This is a genomic window from Mesorhizobium sp. M1403, from assembly GCF_040317695.1.
GTDB lineage: Bacteria > Pseudomonadota > Alphaproteobacteria > Rhizobiales > Rhizobiaceae > Mesorhizobium.
Window position 1 is genome coordinate 69,041 of the sequence record NZ_JAMYKY010000014.1, and the last position, 14,784, is coordinate 83,824.

16 protein-coding genes are annotated in these 14,784 nt (G+C 62.8%); 7 read left to right on the forward strand and 9 right to left on the reverse strand.

The window, feature by feature from the left end:
• The first annotated feature begins 120 nt into the window (after positions 1-120).
• Both NKH01_RS21500 and NKH01_RS21505 read left to right on the forward strand, forming a co-directional pair.
• Positions 121-336, forward strand: coding sequence for a hypothetical protein (locus NKH01_RS21500; protein ID WP_353022363.1), 216 nt, complete (start codon positions 121-123; stop codon positions 334-336).
• Positions 333-1,310 (forward strand): DMT family transporter, encoded by a 978-nt coding sequence (locus NKH01_RS21505; RefSeq protein ID WP_502899437.1) that lies wholly within the window; start codon positions 333-335, stop codon positions 1,308-1,310. The genes NKH01_RS21500 and NKH01_RS21505 overlap by 4 nt, the downstream gene beginning before the upstream one ends.
• Here NKH01_RS21505 and NKH01_RS21510 read toward each other — a convergent pair whose 3' ends face one another.
• The 3 genes from NKH01_RS21510 to NKH01_RS21520 all read right to left on the reverse strand — a co-directional run bounded on the left by NKH01_RS21510 (position 1,311) and on the right by NKH01_RS21520 (position 3,798).
• Positions 1,311-2,129, reverse strand: coding sequence for a helix-turn-helix domain-containing protein (locus NKH01_RS21510; RefSeq protein WP_352481886.1), 819 nt, complete (start codon positions 2,127-2,129; stop codon positions 1,311-1,313).
• Between the two features lie 105 nt (positions 2,130-2,234).
• Positions 2,235-3,116 carry a uracil-DNA glycosylase gene (locus NKH01_RS21515; RefSeq protein ID WP_352850251.1) on the reverse strand — a complete coding sequence of 294 codons (882 nt, stop codon included), beginning with the start codon at positions 3,114-3,116 and terminating at the stop codon, positions 2,235-2,237.
• 37 nt (positions 3,117-3,153) lie between these two features.
• Positions 3,154-3,798, reverse strand: coding sequence for a hypothetical protein (locus NKH01_RS21520; RefSeq protein ID WP_023718372.1), 645 nt, complete (start codon positions 3,796-3,798; stop codon positions 3,154-3,156).
• Here NKH01_RS21520 and NKH01_RS21525 point away from each other — a divergent pair.
• The 3 genes from NKH01_RS21525 to NKH01_RS21535 all read left to right on the forward strand — a co-directional run bounded on the left by NKH01_RS21525 (position 3,749) and on the right by NKH01_RS21535 (position 6,424).
• On the forward strand, positions 3,749-3,931 hold the full coding sequence (locus tag NKH01_RS21525; RefSeq protein WP_353022365.1) for a hypothetical protein: 183 nt from the start codon (positions 3,749-3,751) through the stop codon (positions 3,929-3,931). The genes NKH01_RS21520 and NKH01_RS21525 overlap by 50 nt on opposite strands.
• A gap of 106 nt (positions 3,932-4,037) precedes the next feature.
• Positions 4,038-5,717: an electron transfer flavoprotein-ubiquinone oxidoreductase gene (locus NKH01_RS21530; protein WP_353022268.1), complete on the forward strand. Its 1,680-nt coding sequence runs from the start codon at positions 4,038-4,040 to the stop codon at positions 5,715-5,717.
• A 110-nt stretch (positions 5,718-5,827) separates the two neighbouring features.
• Complete coding sequence (locus tag NKH01_RS21535; protein ID WP_352856751.1) at positions 5,828-6,424, forward strand: DUF922 domain-containing protein; 597 nt, start codon at positions 5,828-5,830, stop codon at positions 6,422-6,424.
• Positions 6,425-6,455: 31 nt separating this feature from the next.
• Here the strand turns inward: NKH01_RS21535 and NKH01_RS21540 are convergent, their stop codons facing one another.
• The 5 genes from NKH01_RS21540 to NKH01_RS21560 all read right to left on the reverse strand — a co-directional run bounded on the left by NKH01_RS21540 (position 6,456) and on the right by NKH01_RS21560 (position 10,090).
• A complete protein-coding gene (locus NKH01_RS21540; protein WP_353022270.1) occupies positions 6,456-7,493 on the reverse strand; it encodes an endonuclease/exonuclease/phosphatase family protein in 1,038 nt (345 codons plus the stop codon).
• A 79-nt stretch (positions 7,494-7,572) separates the two neighbouring features.
• Entirely contained in the window at positions 7,573-9,075 is a 1,503-nt protein-coding gene (locus NKH01_RS21545; protein WP_352549000.1) for an AMP nucleosidase, read from the reverse strand.
• Between the two features lie 83 nt (positions 9,076-9,158).
• Positions 9,159-9,353, reverse strand: a complete 195-nt coding sequence (locus NKH01_RS21550; protein ID WP_023718368.1) for a hypothetical protein — start codon at positions 9,351-9,353, stop codon at positions 9,159-9,161.
• A gap of 31 nt (positions 9,354-9,384) precedes the next feature.
• A complete protein-coding gene (locus NKH01_RS21555; RefSeq protein WP_023718367.1) occupies positions 9,385-9,537 on the reverse strand; it encodes a hypothetical protein in 153 nt (50 codons plus the stop codon).
• A gap of 208 nt (positions 9,538-9,745) precedes the next feature.
• Positions 9,746-10,090 carry a DUF2147 domain-containing protein gene (locus tag NKH01_RS21560; RefSeq protein ID WP_352856748.1) on the reverse strand — a complete coding sequence of 115 codons (345 nt, stop codon included), beginning with the start codon at positions 10,088-10,090 and terminating at the stop codon, positions 9,746-9,748.
• A 458-nt stretch (positions 10,091-10,548) separates the two neighbouring features.
• Between NKH01_RS21560 and NKH01_RS21565 the strand changes: the two genes are divergently transcribed.
• On the forward strand, positions 10,549-10,815 hold the full coding sequence (locus NKH01_RS21565) for an SEL1-like repeat protein (protein WP_010915070.1): 267 nt from the start codon (positions 10,549-10,551) through the stop codon (positions 10,813-10,815).
• Between the two features lie 376 nt (positions 10,816-11,191).
• Positions 11,192-12,313 carry a branched-chain amino acid ABC transporter substrate-binding protein gene (locus NKH01_RS21570; RefSeq protein ID WP_023718365.1) on the forward strand — a complete coding sequence of 374 codons (1,122 nt, stop codon included), beginning with the start codon at positions 11,192-11,194 and terminating at the stop codon, positions 12,311-12,313.
• A gap of 98 nt (positions 12,314-12,411) precedes the next feature.
• On the opposite strand, the gene NKH01_RS21575 is transcribed toward NKH01_RS21570, so the two are convergent.
• A complete protein-coding gene (locus tag NKH01_RS21575) occupies positions 12,412-14,400 on the reverse strand; it encodes an acetyl/propionyl/methylcrotonyl-CoA carboxylase subunit alpha (RefSeq protein WP_353022273.1) in 1,989 nt (662 codons plus the stop codon).
• Positions 14,401-14,784: the final 384 nt, after the last annotated feature.

Below are 14,784 nucleotides of genomic sequence, written 5' to 3' on the forward strand. Positions count from 1 at the left end.
GCGGGTCCGCTGGTCCAAATAAATTGAAGTCTGCGCTCTTTACACGAAACACTCCCTCGACAAAACTGCAGCGACGTCTATTTCAGGCGATCATTTCCCAAGCATCATCGCGAGGCTTCCATGACCGTCGTCACGCCGAAATTCGGGATGGGCGCCTCGGTGCTGCGTCGCGAGGCCTTCAAGGGCGCCGGGCAGGCGAGTACGATCGGGTCGACGCGTGCCGCGCTCAATGAGGTGACCGACGCTCTCTATAGCGCCTACGGCATCAGACATATCGACATGCCCGCAACGCCGGCGCGCATCTTGGCGGCGATCCAGGAAGCAAAAGGGGCGTGACAGCCGAACGGGACTTGCCAGTGCTTGCTGCCGGCGACCACGCCGGCGAACACAGCACGCTAACCGGGATCGTGCTCAAGATCGTATCGGTGGCGGTCTTCGTCGGCATGTCGTCCTGCATCAAGGCGGCAGGCACGGTGCCGGCGGGCCAGATCGTCTTTTTCCGCTCCTTCTTTGCCATCTTTCCGATCATCGCCTTCCTCGCCTTCCAGGGGAAACTCGGCACCGCCTTTTCGACAAAGCGCCCGCTCAACCACATTGCGCGCGGTGTTGTCGGGGTTTGCGCCATGGGGCTCGGCTTCTTCGCGCTGACGCGGCTGCCGCTGCCCGAGGCGATTACGCTGAACTACGCGCAGCCGCTGCTGGTCGTGGTGTTCAGTTCGATCTTCCTCGGCGAAGCCATCCGCATCTATCGCTGGAGCGCGGTTGCCGTCGGCCTGGTGGGGGTGCTGATCATCTCGTGGCCGGAACTGACGCTGCTGGGCTCGGGCGCTGCCCTTGGCGACCAGGAGGTGCTCGGCGTCATCGCCGCCCTCATGGCCGCGGCGATCTCGGCCATCGCCATGCTCCTGGTGCGCAACCTCGTCCAGAGCGAGCGGACGGCGACCATCGTGCTGTGGTTCTCTGTGACGGCGAGCGTCATGGCGCTGCTTTCGCTGCCATTCGGCTGGCAGGCGCTGACGCCAGTGCAGGCGGGGCTTCTGATTGCCGCGGGTTTTTGCGGCGGGCTCGGCCAGATCCTGATGACCTCGGCCTATCGCCATGCCGAAGCTTCGGTCGTCGCACCGTTCGAATACACCTCGATGATCCTCGGCGTCGTGGTCGGCTATCTGGTCTTTGGCGACGTCGCCACGATCAACATGCTGGTCGGCGGCATTATCGTCGTCGCAGCGGGCATTTTCATCATCTGGCGTGAGCGCCAGCTCGGCCTCGAACGCACCCGCACGCGCAAGGCGATCGCGCCACAGGGGTGATCAGCCTTTCGCCGCGTCGGCCCGCCCTTTCGCCAGCCGCACCAGCACCGCCCGCGTCTGCTCGTCGGCCGGGAAAAAGGATTCGATCGCCAGCTCCGACAACGTCACGTCGAGCGGCGTGCCGAATACGGTGATGGTGCTGATGAACGACAGCATCGCGTCGCCATGGGCAAGCTTGAGCGGATGGACAATCGCATTCGGTTCGACCGGCGCCGGCCGGCTGCCTTTGAGGCCGGACGGATAGGCCCGAAGCTCGCGCTCGAGCTCGACCAGCACCGGATCGGCGGTAGCATCGTTCTGCTGCTTCAGCCGCTCCAGAAGATGCGTCCGCCATTCCGCAAGGTTGACGATGCGCGGCGCGATGCCGCCGGGATGCAGGCTGAGGCGCAGCACGTTGACCGGCGGCGTCAGCAATGAGGCATCGGCGACATTGGCGAGGAACGGGCCTATGGCGGCGTTCGCCGACACCAGGTTCCAGTGCCGGTCGACGGCAAGCGCCGGGAACGGCTCGTGCGCCTTGAGCACGGTCTCGACCGCCGCCATCGCCGGCGCCATCGAGGCATCGTCAAGCGGCCGCTCACTGAAGCTCGGGGCAAAGCCGGCGGCCAGCAGCAGCTGGTTGCGCTGCCTGAGCGGGATCGAAAGCTGCTCGGCCAGATGCAGCACCATATCGCGCGAGGGTGCGGCGCGGCCGCTTTCGACGAAGCTCAGATGCCGCTGCGAGATCTCGGCCTCCATGGCGAGGTCGAGCTGGCTCATGCGCCGGCGTGTACGCCATTCGCGAATGAGACTGCCGGCGGAAATCTGGACTGCTGTCATGACGAGATGACTAGGCCGGTGGGAGAGGGATTTCAATTACCTGGGAAGTCATCGGCACTGTCTTTCCCTTCTCCACCACAGAGAGAAGGAAGAGGCGCGCGAACCTCAACTCAGCGCCCGCAACTTCGCCTTCACTTCGAGGAAATCCCGCCACGCCAGCTTCTTGTGCGCCGGCGTCCTCAGGAGATAGGCCGGATGCAGGGTCGGCATGGCGGGAATTGCGACGCCGGATGGGGTCGTGTGGACGCGCCAGTTGCCGCGCAGCCGCAATATGCCTTCGGAGGTGTTGAGCAGGGTCTTTGCCGACGGGCCGCCGAGATTGACCAGCACTTTCGGAGCAACCAACTCGATCTGCCGTTCGATGAACGGCCGGCATATCTCGGTCTCGTGCGGCGTCGGCGTGCGATTGCCCGGTGGCCGCCAGGGAATGACATTGGCGATGTAGACTGAATTTCGATCAAGACCGATCGCGGCCAGGATGTGGTCGAGCAGCCGGCCAGAGCGGCCGACGAACGGCAGGCCCTCTATGTCCTCGTCGCGGCCCGGCGCTTCGCCGACCAGCATCACCTCGGCAGTCGGATTGCCGTCGGCGAACACCAGGTTCTTGGCCGTGAATTTGAGATTGCAGCCGTCGAATGCCGCCATGTGCTGGCGAAGCTCGTCGAGGTTTGCCGCCGACCTCGCCAGTTGCCGCGCTAACGCTGCCTGCGCCTCGTCGGGCACCGTTGCGGTGGCCGGGGGCATTCGCACAACCGGGGCCGTATTCGGTCTCTCGCCCATTTCGGCGCGCGACACGCTCGTCGAGCGTTGCGGCGCCGCATTTTCACCGGCCGGCAGAGCGGCCGCCGCGGGTACCCGCTCCGGCGGCCTGGCTTCTGCAAACCTGTTTACCGGCTGTTCTTCAAGTGCCTCATCGACGCCAGCGCTGGCGTAGAAGGCCAGCAGCTCGGCGAGATCGGCTCGGTTATTGTGGGGGGCGGCAGTCATGGTTTCACATTCGGCCGCGGAGCTTGAATTTGCAAGTTCAGCTCGACGGTATACGCGGATCCTGCACCAGATAGAACGTCCAGCGCGGCGTGTAGTCGGTGATCAGGAAATAGAAGCTGGCGGTCTTCAGCGGGTCGATCTTGCCGTTCTTGAACAGCAGGCGGTCATACGGTTCGAAATTGCGGTCGAAATCGGCGTAGCTGCTCGACCAGATATTTTCGGGCGTTTTGTTGCGCTGGTCGAACGACAGGCCGTCGCCGAACACGCTCGGCTGGTCGAGGATCTCCTGGAGTTCGAACTGGAACTCGACCCAGGCCTGGCCGCTATTGTTGAGCACGTCGATGCGCATGTACATCAGCCCATTGGCGAAGTCTCCAGCCTTGCCGAACGGCTGGATCGGCTTCGTCGTGCGAATGGCCAGCGTTACCGGCGTCGCTGAATTCAGCTCTTCGGTGATGACGAGCGGATCCTCCTTCGTGCCGACGCCCGAAGCCCCGGTGATGCGGAAGCCGCCGCGCTCGTCGGAAAAGGAGTAGGCGCCGGTCGCCCAGACCAGTCGTGGGTCGGCGCGGGCATCGACGGCCGCCAGCGGCAGAAGCGCCAAGAACGCCGCACGGCAAATCCGGCCGGGCGTGAAAAAAAAGCGCGTCGATGAAAAGCCAGCCGGCCCGAATATGCGCATGGCGGGAAGTATGGCCGATAAGCAAGCCGTCGAACAATTAAAAACATCAGTGCGACATATCCTTACAAACGGAATAGGATTGAAGATTGGTGCTCGCCACCGCGAATCTGTGCGGCAGGACGCGACTTTTTGACGAAATCGGTATTGTCACGTCCGCGCCGGTTTCCCGTCGCTATTTGATGCGCTATGCAGCGCGTGAGCCAGCAAGATGCCGGGAATAGCGAGCCAGTGAGGGGTCGATGAGCGATATCGAACGCGAAAGCATGGAATTCGACGTGGTCATCGTCGGCGCCGGCCCGGCCGGCCTCGCCGCCGCGATCCGTCTCAAGCAGGTCAATCCCGAGCTTTCCGTCGTCGTGCTGGAAAAGGGCGGCGAAGTCGGCGCGCACATCCTGTCCGGCGCCGTCGTCGATCCGATCGGCATCGACCGGCTGTTGCCGGGTTGGCGCGAAGAGGAGGGTCATCCCTTCAGGACACCGGTCACCGACGACCATTTCTTGGTTCTCGGCCCCGCCGGTTCGTTCCGTCTGCCCAATATCCTGATGCCGCCGCTGATGAACAATCACGGCAACTATGTCGTCTCGCTCGGCAATGTCTGCCGCTGGCTGGCGACAAAGGCCGAGGCGCTGGGCGTCGAGATCTATCCGGGCTTTGCCGCGGTCGGCCTGCTCTACAACGAGGCCGGTGCGGTCACCGGCGTCGTCACCGGCGACATGGGCGTCGAGAAGGACGGCACGCACGGCCCGGGCTTTGCGCCGGGCATGGCGCTGATGGGCAAATATGTCTTGATCGGCGAGGGCGCGCGCGGCTCGCTGGCCAAGCAACTGATCGCCAAATATCACCTTTCCCACGGTCGTGAGCCCGGAAAATACGGCATCGGCCTCAAGGAACTCTGGCAGGTCAAACCGGAAAACCACCGGCCGGGCCTTGTCCAGCATTCCTTCGGCTGGCCGCTCGATATGAAGACCGGCGGCGGCTCCTTTCTCTACCATCTCGAGGACAATCAGGTGGCAGTCGGCTTCGTCGTTCACCTGAACTACAAGAACCCCTATCTGTCGCCCTTTGACGAGTTCCAACGCTTCAAGACCCATCCGGCGATCCGCGGCACCTTCGAGGGCGCCAAGCGGCTGGGCTATGGTGCCCGCGCCATCACCGAAGGTGGCTGGCAGTCGGTGCCGAAACTGTCCTTCCCCGGCGGTGCGCTGATCGGCTGCGCGGCCGGCTTCGTCAACGTGCCGCGCATCAAGGGCTCGCACAATGCCGTGCTCTCCGGAATGCTGGCCGCCGAGCATGTCTGTGATGCGATAGCCGCCGGCCGCGCCAATGACGAACTGGCCTCCTATGAGGCCGCCTGGCGCGCCACCGATATCGGCAAGGACCTGAAGAAAGTGCGCAACGTCAAGCCGCTATGGTCGCGCTTCGGCACCATTGTCGGCGTCGGCCTTGGCGGGCTCGACATGTGGCTGAACACGCTGTTCGGCTTCTCGCCCTTCGGCACGATGAAGCACGGCAAGGCTGACTACGCCACGCTGGAACCGGCCGCCGCGCACCAGAAGATCGCCTACCCGAAGCCGGACGGGGTGCTGACCTTCGACCGGCTGTCGTCGGTGTTCCTGTCCAACACCAACCACGAGGAAAACGAGCCGGTCCATCTGCTCGTCGCCGACATGGACCTGCAGAAGCGCTCCGAACATGACGTCTATGCCGGGCCTTCGACGCGTTACTGCCCGGCTAGCGTCTACGAATGGGTCGACAAGGACGGCAATGCCGCCGCCGATCCTGCGGCCAAGGATGTGCGCTTCGTCATCAACGCGCAGAACTGTGTGCACTGCAAGACTTGCGATATCAAGGACCCGAACCAGAACATAAATTGGGTGCCGCCACAGGGCGGCGAGGGCCCGGTCTACCAGAACATGTAAGTCACAAGGTTTGCTCCGGACCAAACAAGATGAGGAGCAGCGCAACCATAGGATTGTTGAATAGACCGCCTGCCTGTGTTTCCTTTCTGTGACGACAGGGAGGAAGGAAAATGCGTCTGGCAGTTCTGACGAGCGCTGTGGCGATCGGGGCGTTGTGCACCCCTTTAGCCTTGGCCGACACTAAAGTATTGGTCAAGACACGAACTTATAACATTGCCGGAACCACCGGCGCGGCCCTGATCGAGGCCATGGATCGCAGTGGGCCGAAGCACGGCTTCATGACCCACGCCATCGCGCAGACCGGCTACAGCGTCGATGATTGGACCTTCGACGCCTATACGGAAAACGGCGTCTGCCGCCTGCGCCAGGCCAACGGGACGCTCAATCTCTTCTATACCTATCCCAAACTGGCCTCAGCCACGTCGCCGGCACTGCAGAAGCGGTGGAAGCGGTTCTTCGCTGGCGTCCGCGCCCATGAAGAGACCCATGGCCGCATCGCCAGACAGATGATGCGGGCCACCGAAAAGTCGGTTCGAGGGCTGACAGTCGATGATGACCCGCACTGTTTCGAGGCACGTCGCGAGGCAAAGCGCCGGATCAATGCCATCTATGCCGAATATGAAGCAAAGCAGAAGGCCTTCGATGCGCGCGAGCATCGCGACGGCGGCCCCGTCGAGCACCTCATCCGCGCTTTTGTGGGCCAATAATAAGCCAGGGTAGAGATTGGACTGCGGATTTTCAGCTTCGGGCCCCGCCAGGCAGCGCCGCAAATGCGGTCGCCGTCTGGTGCTCGTCGAGCGGCTCTTGTCCACCCGAGCGCAGCGAAAATTCCACCAGCACCGGCAGATGGTCTGAGCCGGTGTCCCCAAGGGTCGACGCCGAACGGATGGCGATAGCGCCCTTGCTGAAAACCTGGTCGATCGGCAGTCCGGCGAAGCGCAGGAAATCCGGCAGCTTTCTGTAGAGCCAGGTCGGCCCGGCCGATGGCATTACAGTCAGCTTGCCAAGCGATGCGACGCGCCGGACAGCGGCGCTCCATGGCGCTGCGTTGCAGTCGCCCGCCAGGATCGACGTCTCGCCAAGCGAGACGATTTCGTTCGACAGTCCGTCAATCTGCCGTGATTGGTTGTGCGGCCATGGCCAGGTGAGGTGGATGGCGGCGACATCGACGTCGGTTCCGCCGAAATCGACCGTAGCGATTGCCATCGCGCCGCGGCTGTCGCAGTGCGGCTCTGTGCCCGCGGCAAACGGTCGTCTGGACAGCAGCGCAACGCCGAACACGCCATTGGGATACGGGCAGAGGATCCGGTAGGGATAAGCGCCGGACAGCAGCCCAAGCTTTGCCTTCCACATTTCGGACACCTCATCGAGGGTGATCACATCAGGCTGGGTCCGGCCGATCAGCGACAGCACCTTCTCAGGCGTTGGATTGTTGAACCTGAGGTTCATCTGCAGCAGGCGGTAGACCGCCTCGCCGCCGGGCCTGGCGTCGTAGGCGGCCTGCACCTGCCATAGCCGCGAAAGCGGCAAGGCATTCGACGTGGTGGCAAAGGCGGCCACCGCAAACAGCAATCCGGCGGCGGCCTGCAGGCGAAACGAGGTGGCGAGCAGCGGCAGCGCGCAAAGCGCCATCAAGAAGGCAAAATGAACGCGGAAATGAGCAAAAGAATCGAAGGCCGGATGCAGCGATCCGAAGAACCCGGCCACCAGCGCGACCGAGAGTGCAAGCATTGCGACGAACGCCAGTGCAACCGTCATGTCTCGAACACGTGCCATCGCTTTGTCTATCGGCAGAAATGCGGCTCAATCAAGATGACGAAACGTCCTGCCGTGGACCGACACATGCGATCGGCAGCTACTGGAAGGCAGTTTCCGAAAAGCTCCTGAGCTTGCGCGAATGCAGCCGCTCCATCGGCATTTCGGCCAGCTTCTCCATCGCCCTGATGCCGATGGTCAAATGCTGCGCCACTTGCCGCTTGTAGAATTCGGTCGCCATGCCGGGCAGCTTCAATTCGCCATGCAGGGGCTTGTCGGAGACGCAAAGCAGCGTGCCATAGGGCACGCGGAAGCGGAAGCCGTTGGCGGCGATCGTCGCCGATTCCATGTCGAGCGCGATCGCCCGCGACTGCGACAGCCGCTGCACCGGCCCGCGCTGGTCGCGGAGTTCCCAGTTGCGGTTGTCGATGGTGGCGACGGTGCCGGTGCGCATGATGCGCTTGAGGTCGTAGCCGGAAAGCCCGGTGACCTCAGCGACCGCTTCCTGCAGCGCCACCTGGATTTCAGCCAACGGCGGAATCGGCACCCAGACCGGAAGGTCGTCATCGAGGACATGGTCTTCCCGTACATACGCATGCGCCAGCACATAATCCCCCAGCGCCTGCGTGTTGCGCAGACCGGCGCAATGGCCGAGCATCACCCAGGCATGCGGCCGGAGCACCGCGATATGGTCGGTGATCGTCTTGGCGTTGGAAGGGCCAACGCCAATATTGACCATGGTGATGCCGCCATGGTTCGGCTTCTTCAGATGATAGGCCGGCATCTGCGGCAGGCGAGGCGGCGCGGCACCCTCACCGGGCGCGCTGTCCCCGACTTTGGTCACGATATTGCCCGGCTCGACGAACTCCACGTATCCGTCACCGCCATTGGCCATCAAATCGCGTGCACGGGCGACGAATTCGTCGATGTAGAACTGGTAGTTGGTGAACAGCACGAAGTTCTGGAAATGCTGGGGACTGGTCGCCGTATAATGCGACATCCGATGCAGCGAATAGTCGATCCGTTGCGCGGTGAACGGTGCCAGCGGCCGTGCCTCGCCCAACGCCACTTCGAACGTGCCGTTGGCGATCTGGTCGTCGGTGCCGTCGAGATCCGGCACGTCGAACAGGTCACGGATCGGCCGTTTAATGCGCTCGGCAGCAGTGCCGTCGACATGCGTGCCTTCGAGAAAGGCGAAATGCAGCGGGATGGGAGTGGTCGATTCCGAAACCGTGACCGGAACGCCGTGGTTGCGCATGATCAGCCGAAGCTGTTCGGTGAGATAGCTTTCGAAAAGGGCAGGCTGGGTGACGGTGGTCGAGAAATGCCCCGGCGTCGGCATGTGGCCATAGGCCTGCCGCGAGTCGATCTGGGTGAACGAACTCGTGGTGACGCCGATCTCCGGATAGAAGGCCCGGTAGCGTTTGTTGTTGTCGCCGCCCGCGGCGAGCGCGGCAAATGAATCGCGCAGGAACTTGGTATTGCGGTCGTAAAGCACCTGCAGGGCGGCGACCGCCTTCCTGGCGTCGTTGAAGCTCTGTCGGCCAAACGGCTCCGGCGTGACGACCGATTCAATGGCTTGGGGATAGATTCGCTTTTCCATGACCCAATATAGAGAGTTGGGCGCGCAGTTGGGAGGGGGTAAGGCGATCTCAGAACGCCTGTTGGCGTTTTCTTTCCAGCGATTTAACCGCGCCGCAGGCTGACCAGCAGCACAAAGCCGACGCCGGACTTCCTCAGCGCAGGCGCCTCGATGGTCGAACCGGCATCGGCGCGCATCGTCGGCACGGCCAGGACCGGGGCCGCCAGAAGCATCAGGATGAGCGCCGTCCGCGGCAGAAGCCGAAGGGTCTTGAGGAAGTTGGCGGTGAGGTGGGTCATGGCGTGGTTTTCTAGATTCTCGCTGTCGGGTTCAGTGGCGAAGCTGGTTCGGGCAACCGAGCCGGCAGGAGATGGCGACATCCCAGGCGCGGGCCGGACGGCCGGCTTCGGCGACAAGGACAGCGAACAACATGCCGAACAGGCTCATCAGCAGGCAGACGATGGTGAAGCGGCGGGCAAGCATTGCGCGGTGTCTCCTTCAACACGCATGACAATGCCTTGCCCCGGCTGAACCAGCTCTGATGCCGGCGTTCATCTGGGGTTCAAAATGGTTGATGATCTCTGGACGGGCCGCCTTGAAAGCAGCGACCGATGGCGACGCCGTGGCTGCGAGACCGATAACATGAAAACGGGGCCAACTGGCCCCGCTCATCCCGGCAGGAATGGCTCGATCAGAGCTTATGCCAGGTCTGGCTCTTGCAGATCAGCCCGCCGAGCACGCAGCCGCTCATCTTGAGCGAACTGCCGGAAAGCGACGCCTTGCCCGAATAGGTCTTGTCGGTTTCCGGGTCGGTTATCGTGCCGGCATATTTGTTGTCGCCGGCCACCCTCAGTGAACCGATGTTCTTGCCGGCAAATTTGCCGGATTTGAGCGTAATCGAAAATGCCCCGCCGCCACCCGAAATGGCGGCAGTCGATCCGGCTTGCGTTTTCCAATTGCCTTCGATCGGATCGGCCCATGCCGCGCCGGTCATCATTATTGCGGCCGCGAGGGCCAGGCTCACTTGTCGAAACATGTCTCTCCTCCCTCAGGCAAGTCCAATCGGGCTCCGTCCCGGCTGTCTGCCCCTTACGCAAACGTAAGCTAGTCCAGCTCCCGGAAAAACAAAAGCGGTGCCGCGAGGGAAGGGTTGCGGGTTTTTGCCCGCTCCCGAACGGCCGCGCCGGTGAAAAATGAAACGGGCCGCACACGTCTTTATCTTCCGTGGTTAGCGGAGTCTTGATCCGTGCCTCGCAAGTTTTCTTCAAATTTTGTGCGAACCGGCGCGATTGCTGGCTTTGTATCCTTAACGAATTTTCGCGTTTACCTCTTGTTTTAGCTTTGTTTTCCTCAAATTAAGCACGCCATTTAACGACGGATTCAAGCCTCCGCGGCATTCTCGAAAGCATCGAAAGAGCGGCCGCCCCCGAAGGTAGTCAAGGACACCGAGGGACAGACGGAGACAGCTCTCGGGAGCCAGAACAGGGGATTGAAATGGCACGTTTTGAAATGCTTGAAGCCGGCTTCGGCGCCATGGGGGCAACTGCCCAGGCCGATATTCTTTTCGAGTTGGGCATGATGTATGCGACCGGCCGCGATTGCGAGACCGATGTCGTCGCCGCCCACAAATGGTTCAATATCGCCGCGATCAAGGGTTCGGCGCGCGCAGCGGAACTGCGCTCTGAATTGTCGGCCGCCATGTCGAAGGTTGAGATCGCCAAGGCGCTCCGCGAAGCCCGCGAATGGATGACGATGCACTGAATTCGTCAACGTCGACTTCACGGGTACTGAGTTCACGACAGGGACGCTTCGGGTCAAAGCCGCGCAGATGGCGGGGCCCGAAAAATCAAGGCCGCGCAAGACGGCTGGGCCAAGAAGATCAAGAACACGGCAGCGGCTGAGCAATAGACAGGGAAGGCGAGCGGGTCCTGGCGCGGCTGCGTTGGGAAGCTCATGACAAAAGCCGCGACCGGCCGGAACAAGGCTGGCGCGGCTTTGTCTTTGGGACCGCGTGTTGCAGGCCCAATCGAGTGCCGACGATGCGCCTAGACAGCTCCGGTGAAGGATGAAATTCTCCCGCCACTCTGGAAGAGGCGCGGCCGGGACGGTCGCGCGAGAGTGGAGGAGTTGTGTCACCATGAAGAAATTCAGTATTTTGAGCGCCGCCATATTTGGCCTGATGATGACCGCGCCGGTCGCCTTCGCCGACGACATCACCTTTTCGGTGGTCGGACCGATGACCGGTCAGCTTGCCACCATCGGCGACCAGTTCAAGCAGGGCGCGCAAGCCGCCACCGACGCGATCAACGCGGCGGGCGGCGTCGACGGCCGCCAGATCAAGCTCGACATCGAGGACGACCAGTGCGATCCGAAGCAGGCAGTTTCGGTCGCGAACCGCATCATCGCCAATGGTGTCAAGTTCATCGATGGCCATGCCTGCTCGGGCTCCAGCATCCCGGCCTCCGCTGTCTACGCCGAAGCCGGTGCGCTGATGATGAGTCCGGCTTCCTCGAACCCGGTGCTGACCGACGCAGCGGCGAAGGCCGGCTGGCCGACGATCATGCGCCTCTATACGCGCGACGATGCGCAGGGCGCTTTCATCGGTCCATGGATCGCCAAGAAATATGCCGGCAAGAACGTCGTCATCATGCACGACAAGAGCGCCTATGGGCAGGGTGTGGCCGATGCCGTCAAGGCAACGATGAACCAGAACGGTCTCAAGGAGATCCTCTACGAGGGCATCAACGCTGGCGAGAAGGACTACTCCGCGCTTGTTACCAAGCTCAAGGAGCTGAAAGCTGATGTCGTCTATTTCGGCGGCTATCATCCCGAAGCGGGCCTCATCCTGCGCCAGTCGGCGGAGCAGAACCTCAAGTTCCAGCTGATCATGCCGGACTCGATCGCTTCGCCGGAATTCTGGCAGGTTGCCGGTCCGGCCGGTGAAGGCACCATGTTCGTCTTCCCATCGGATCCGCAGGCGAAGCCCGAAGCCAGGGAAGCCATCGCCAAAATCAAGGCCGGAGGCTTCGTGCCGGAGGGCTTCACGCTGTTTTCCTATGCGGTGATCCAGGCCTTCGCCGAAGGCATCAAGCGCGCCGGCAGCGACGACCCGGCCAAGGTCGCTGAAGCGTTGAAGAACGGCCAGCCGATCAGCACGGTTGTCGGTCCGGTCACCTTCGACGAGAAAGGCGACCTCAAGAACGCCAGCTACGACATCAACCAGTGGCACGACGGCAAATACGCCCCGATCCAGCCGTAATGGCCGCGGCGCCGCAAGCTGCGCTGGTGTAATCGAACATGGCCGGGGTCAAACCCGGCCACGTTGTTCTTGGCGATGCCTTTGTGACGCGTTCGAGATCACTTCGTGGATAGGGAAACAGCAGTCAGCTGTGGTTCCTCGGCAAAGCGAACCAGCACGGTTCCGTCGGTGACCTGCGCGCCTTCGGCAGCGATTTCGGCGATTACCCCGTCATGGGGGGCGGCAATGGTGTGCTCCATCTTCATCGCCTCCAGGATCAGCAGCGGCTGCCCCTTGATCACGGCCTCGCCTTTGCCAGCACGAACCAATTTGACCAGTCCCGGCATTGGCGCGCGCAGGCTGCCGGAAGCGGCTGCGGCTTCGTCGGCCCGCGCCAGCGGATCCGGCACGGCAAAACCGTAGCCGATGGCGCCTTCGAAGACCGTGACGTGGCCCGGCCAGCGGGCGAGGCGAGGCGCGGCGCGGAGATCATGCGAATTGGCGCTGTCATAGGGGGCATCCAGCGCCACCTCGAACCGCCCGTCCGGCCGCACCGATACGCGCGCGACGATCCCCTGCTCGCCAAATCTCAGCAGCGTGCGCCGCGCCACCGCGTGGAAATGCGCATAGCCGGCCAGTGACGACCAGGGATCGTCGGAGGACGGCAAGTCGCCCGCACCAGACGCGGCAAGTGCCGCAGCGGCAATCGTCTCACCGCTCGGCGGCGGAACCGCCGTCAGCGCCTGCTGATGCCTGGCGATCAGGTCGGTATCGACATCGCCCGCCGCAAAATCCGCATCAGCGGCCAGCGCGGCAAGAAAGGCGGTGTTGACCGTCGAGCCGGCGATTTCGGTCTGCGACAGCGCCGCGCCGAGTGCCGTGAGCGCCGTCCGCCTGTCCTTGCCATGGATGACCAGCTTGGCGATCATCGGATCGTAAAACGGCGAGATCGCATCGCCGGCGCGCACACCGGTTTCGATGCGCATGCTCGCACCTTCGGGCGCCGGTTGCGGAAATTTTAAATGGTGCAAGGTGCCGGTCGCCGGCAAAAACCCTCTTGCTGCGTCCTCGGCATAGATGCGCGCCTCGAAGGCGTGGCCGGAGAGCGCGACCTCGCTCTGCGTCTTCGGCAGTTTTTCGCCGGAGGCCACCCGCAACTGCCACTCGACCAGGTCGATGCCGGTGACCATTTCGGTGACCGGGTGCTCGACCTGCAGGCGGGTGTTCATTTCCATGAACCAGAAACGGTCGGCCTTCAGACCTTGCGAGGCATCGACAATGAACTCGATGGTGCCGGCGCCGGAATAGTGGATTGCCTTGGCGGCCTTCACCGCCGCCTCGGTCATCGCCTTGCGCAACGCCGGCGTCATGCCGGGGGCAGGCGCCTCCTCGATCACCTTCTGGTGGCGGCGTTGCGCCGAGCAGTCGCGCTCGTAGAGGTGCACGACATTGCCGAAACTGTCGCCGAATATCTGCACTTCGATGTGGCGCGGCTTGTCGACATATTTTTCCACCAAAACGCGGTCGTCACCGAAGGCGGCCTTCGCCTCGCGCCGCGCGCCAGACAGTGCTTCCGAAAAATCATCGGGATGCTCGACGCGCCGCATGCCCTTGCCGCCGCCACCGGCGCGCGCCTTGATCAATACGGGGTAGCCGATCTCGCGCGCCTTGGAGGCGAGCAACACGATCTCCTGCGCCTCGCCATGATAGCCCGGCACCACCGGCACGCCGGCCTTTTCTATCAGCCGCTTGGCCGCGTCCTTCAATCCCATGGCGCGGATCGAGGCCGCCGACGGCCCGATGAAGATCAGCCCCGCCGCGACCACCTGGTCGACGAAGTCGGGATTTTCCGAGAGAAAGCCGTAGCCCGGATGAATGGCCTCGGCACCCGTGGCCAAGGCCGCCGCGATGATCTTGTTACCCCGCAGATAGCTTTCGCCGGCAGGCGAGGGACCGATATGCACCGCCTCGTCCGCCGTCTCGACATGCAAGGCGCGAGCGTCGGCGTCAGAATAGACGGCGACGCTGCGCACACCCATCCTGCGTGCCGTGCGGATCACCCGGCAGGCGATCTCGCCACGGTTGGCGATCAGGATCTTGGCGAACATCGGGCCTCCACAGGCAGAGCTCGCCGCCAACGGCGCGAATTCTCTTCACGCGAGCTGCGGCAATACCCCGCTTTGTAATCTGGCCGTCAAAGGATAGGCAAGCGAGGCCTGCCTACTTGGAGGCCGCGATTTCGCAAGCTCCACCGGTCGTGACCTTGTAATGGCTGCGGGTGGCCTGGCAGGATTTCATAGCCATATCCTCGGCAGCCTTTTGCGAGGGCGCATTCAAGCGCGAGCCGCACATGATGTACAACGAACGCACTCTGGAATACGGAGTGGTCGCATAGGCTGAATGGCCGCTGGCCGCCACATACGCCTTATATGCCTTGGTACACGGCCGATCCGCGGTTGCCGGCAAATACGGGTAGAAACGGACGTCGCCCT

Coding starts and splice junctions, on each gene's coding strand:
- NKH01_RS21540 (WP_353022270.1), bottom strand. CDS start 7,493: ATGGCACGTGTTCGAGACATGACGGTTGCACTGGCGTTCGTCGCAATG.
- NKH01_RS21545 (WP_352549000.1), bottom strand. CDS start 9,075: ATGGAAAAGCGAATCTATCCCCAAGCCATTGAATCGGTCGTCACGCCG.
- NKH01_RS21565 (WP_010915070.1), top strand. CDS start 10,549: ATGGCACGTTTTGAAATGCTTGAAGCCGGCTTCGGCGCCATGGGGGCA.
- NKH01_RS21555 (WP_023718367.1), bottom strand. CDS start 9,537: ATGCTTGCCCGCCGCTTCACCATCGTCTGCCTGCTGATGAGCCTGTTC.
- NKH01_RS21530 (WP_353022268.1), top strand. CDS start 4,038: ATGAGCGATATCGAACGCGAAAGCATGGAATTCGACGTGGTCATCGTC.
- NKH01_RS21550 (WP_023718368.1), bottom strand. CDS start 9,353: ATGACCCACCTCACCGCCAACTTCCTCAAGACCCTTCGGCTTCTGCCG.
- NKH01_RS21515 (WP_352850251.1), bottom strand. CDS start 3,116: ATGACTGCCGCCCCCCACAATAACCGAGCCGATCTCGCCGAGCTGCTG.
- NKH01_RS21560 (WP_352856748.1), bottom strand. CDS start 10,090: ATGTTTCGACAAGTGAGCCTGGCCCTCGCGGCCGCAATAATGATGACC.
- NKH01_RS21575 (WP_353022273.1), bottom strand. CDS start 14,400: ATGTTCGCCAAGATCCTGATCGCCAACCGTGGCGAGATCGCCTGCCGG.
- NKH01_RS21500 (WP_353022363.1), top strand. CDS start 121: ATGACCGTCGTCACGCCGAAATTCGGGATGGGCGCCTCGGTGCTGCGT.
- NKH01_RS21535 (WP_352856751.1), top strand. CDS start 5,828: ATGCGTCTGGCAGTTCTGACGAGCGCTGTGGCGATCGGGGCGTTGTGC.
- NKH01_RS21570 (WP_023718365.1), top strand. CDS start 11,192: ATGAAGAAATTCAGTATTTTGAGCGCCGCCATATTTGGCCTGATGATG.
- NKH01_RS21520 (WP_023718372.1), bottom strand. CDS start 3,798: ATGCGCATATTCGGGCCGGCTGGCTTTTCATCGACGCGCTTTTTTTTC.
- NKH01_RS21510 (WP_352481886.1), bottom strand. CDS start 2,129: ATGACAGCAGTCCAGATTTCCGCCGGCAGTCTCATTCGCGAATGGCGT.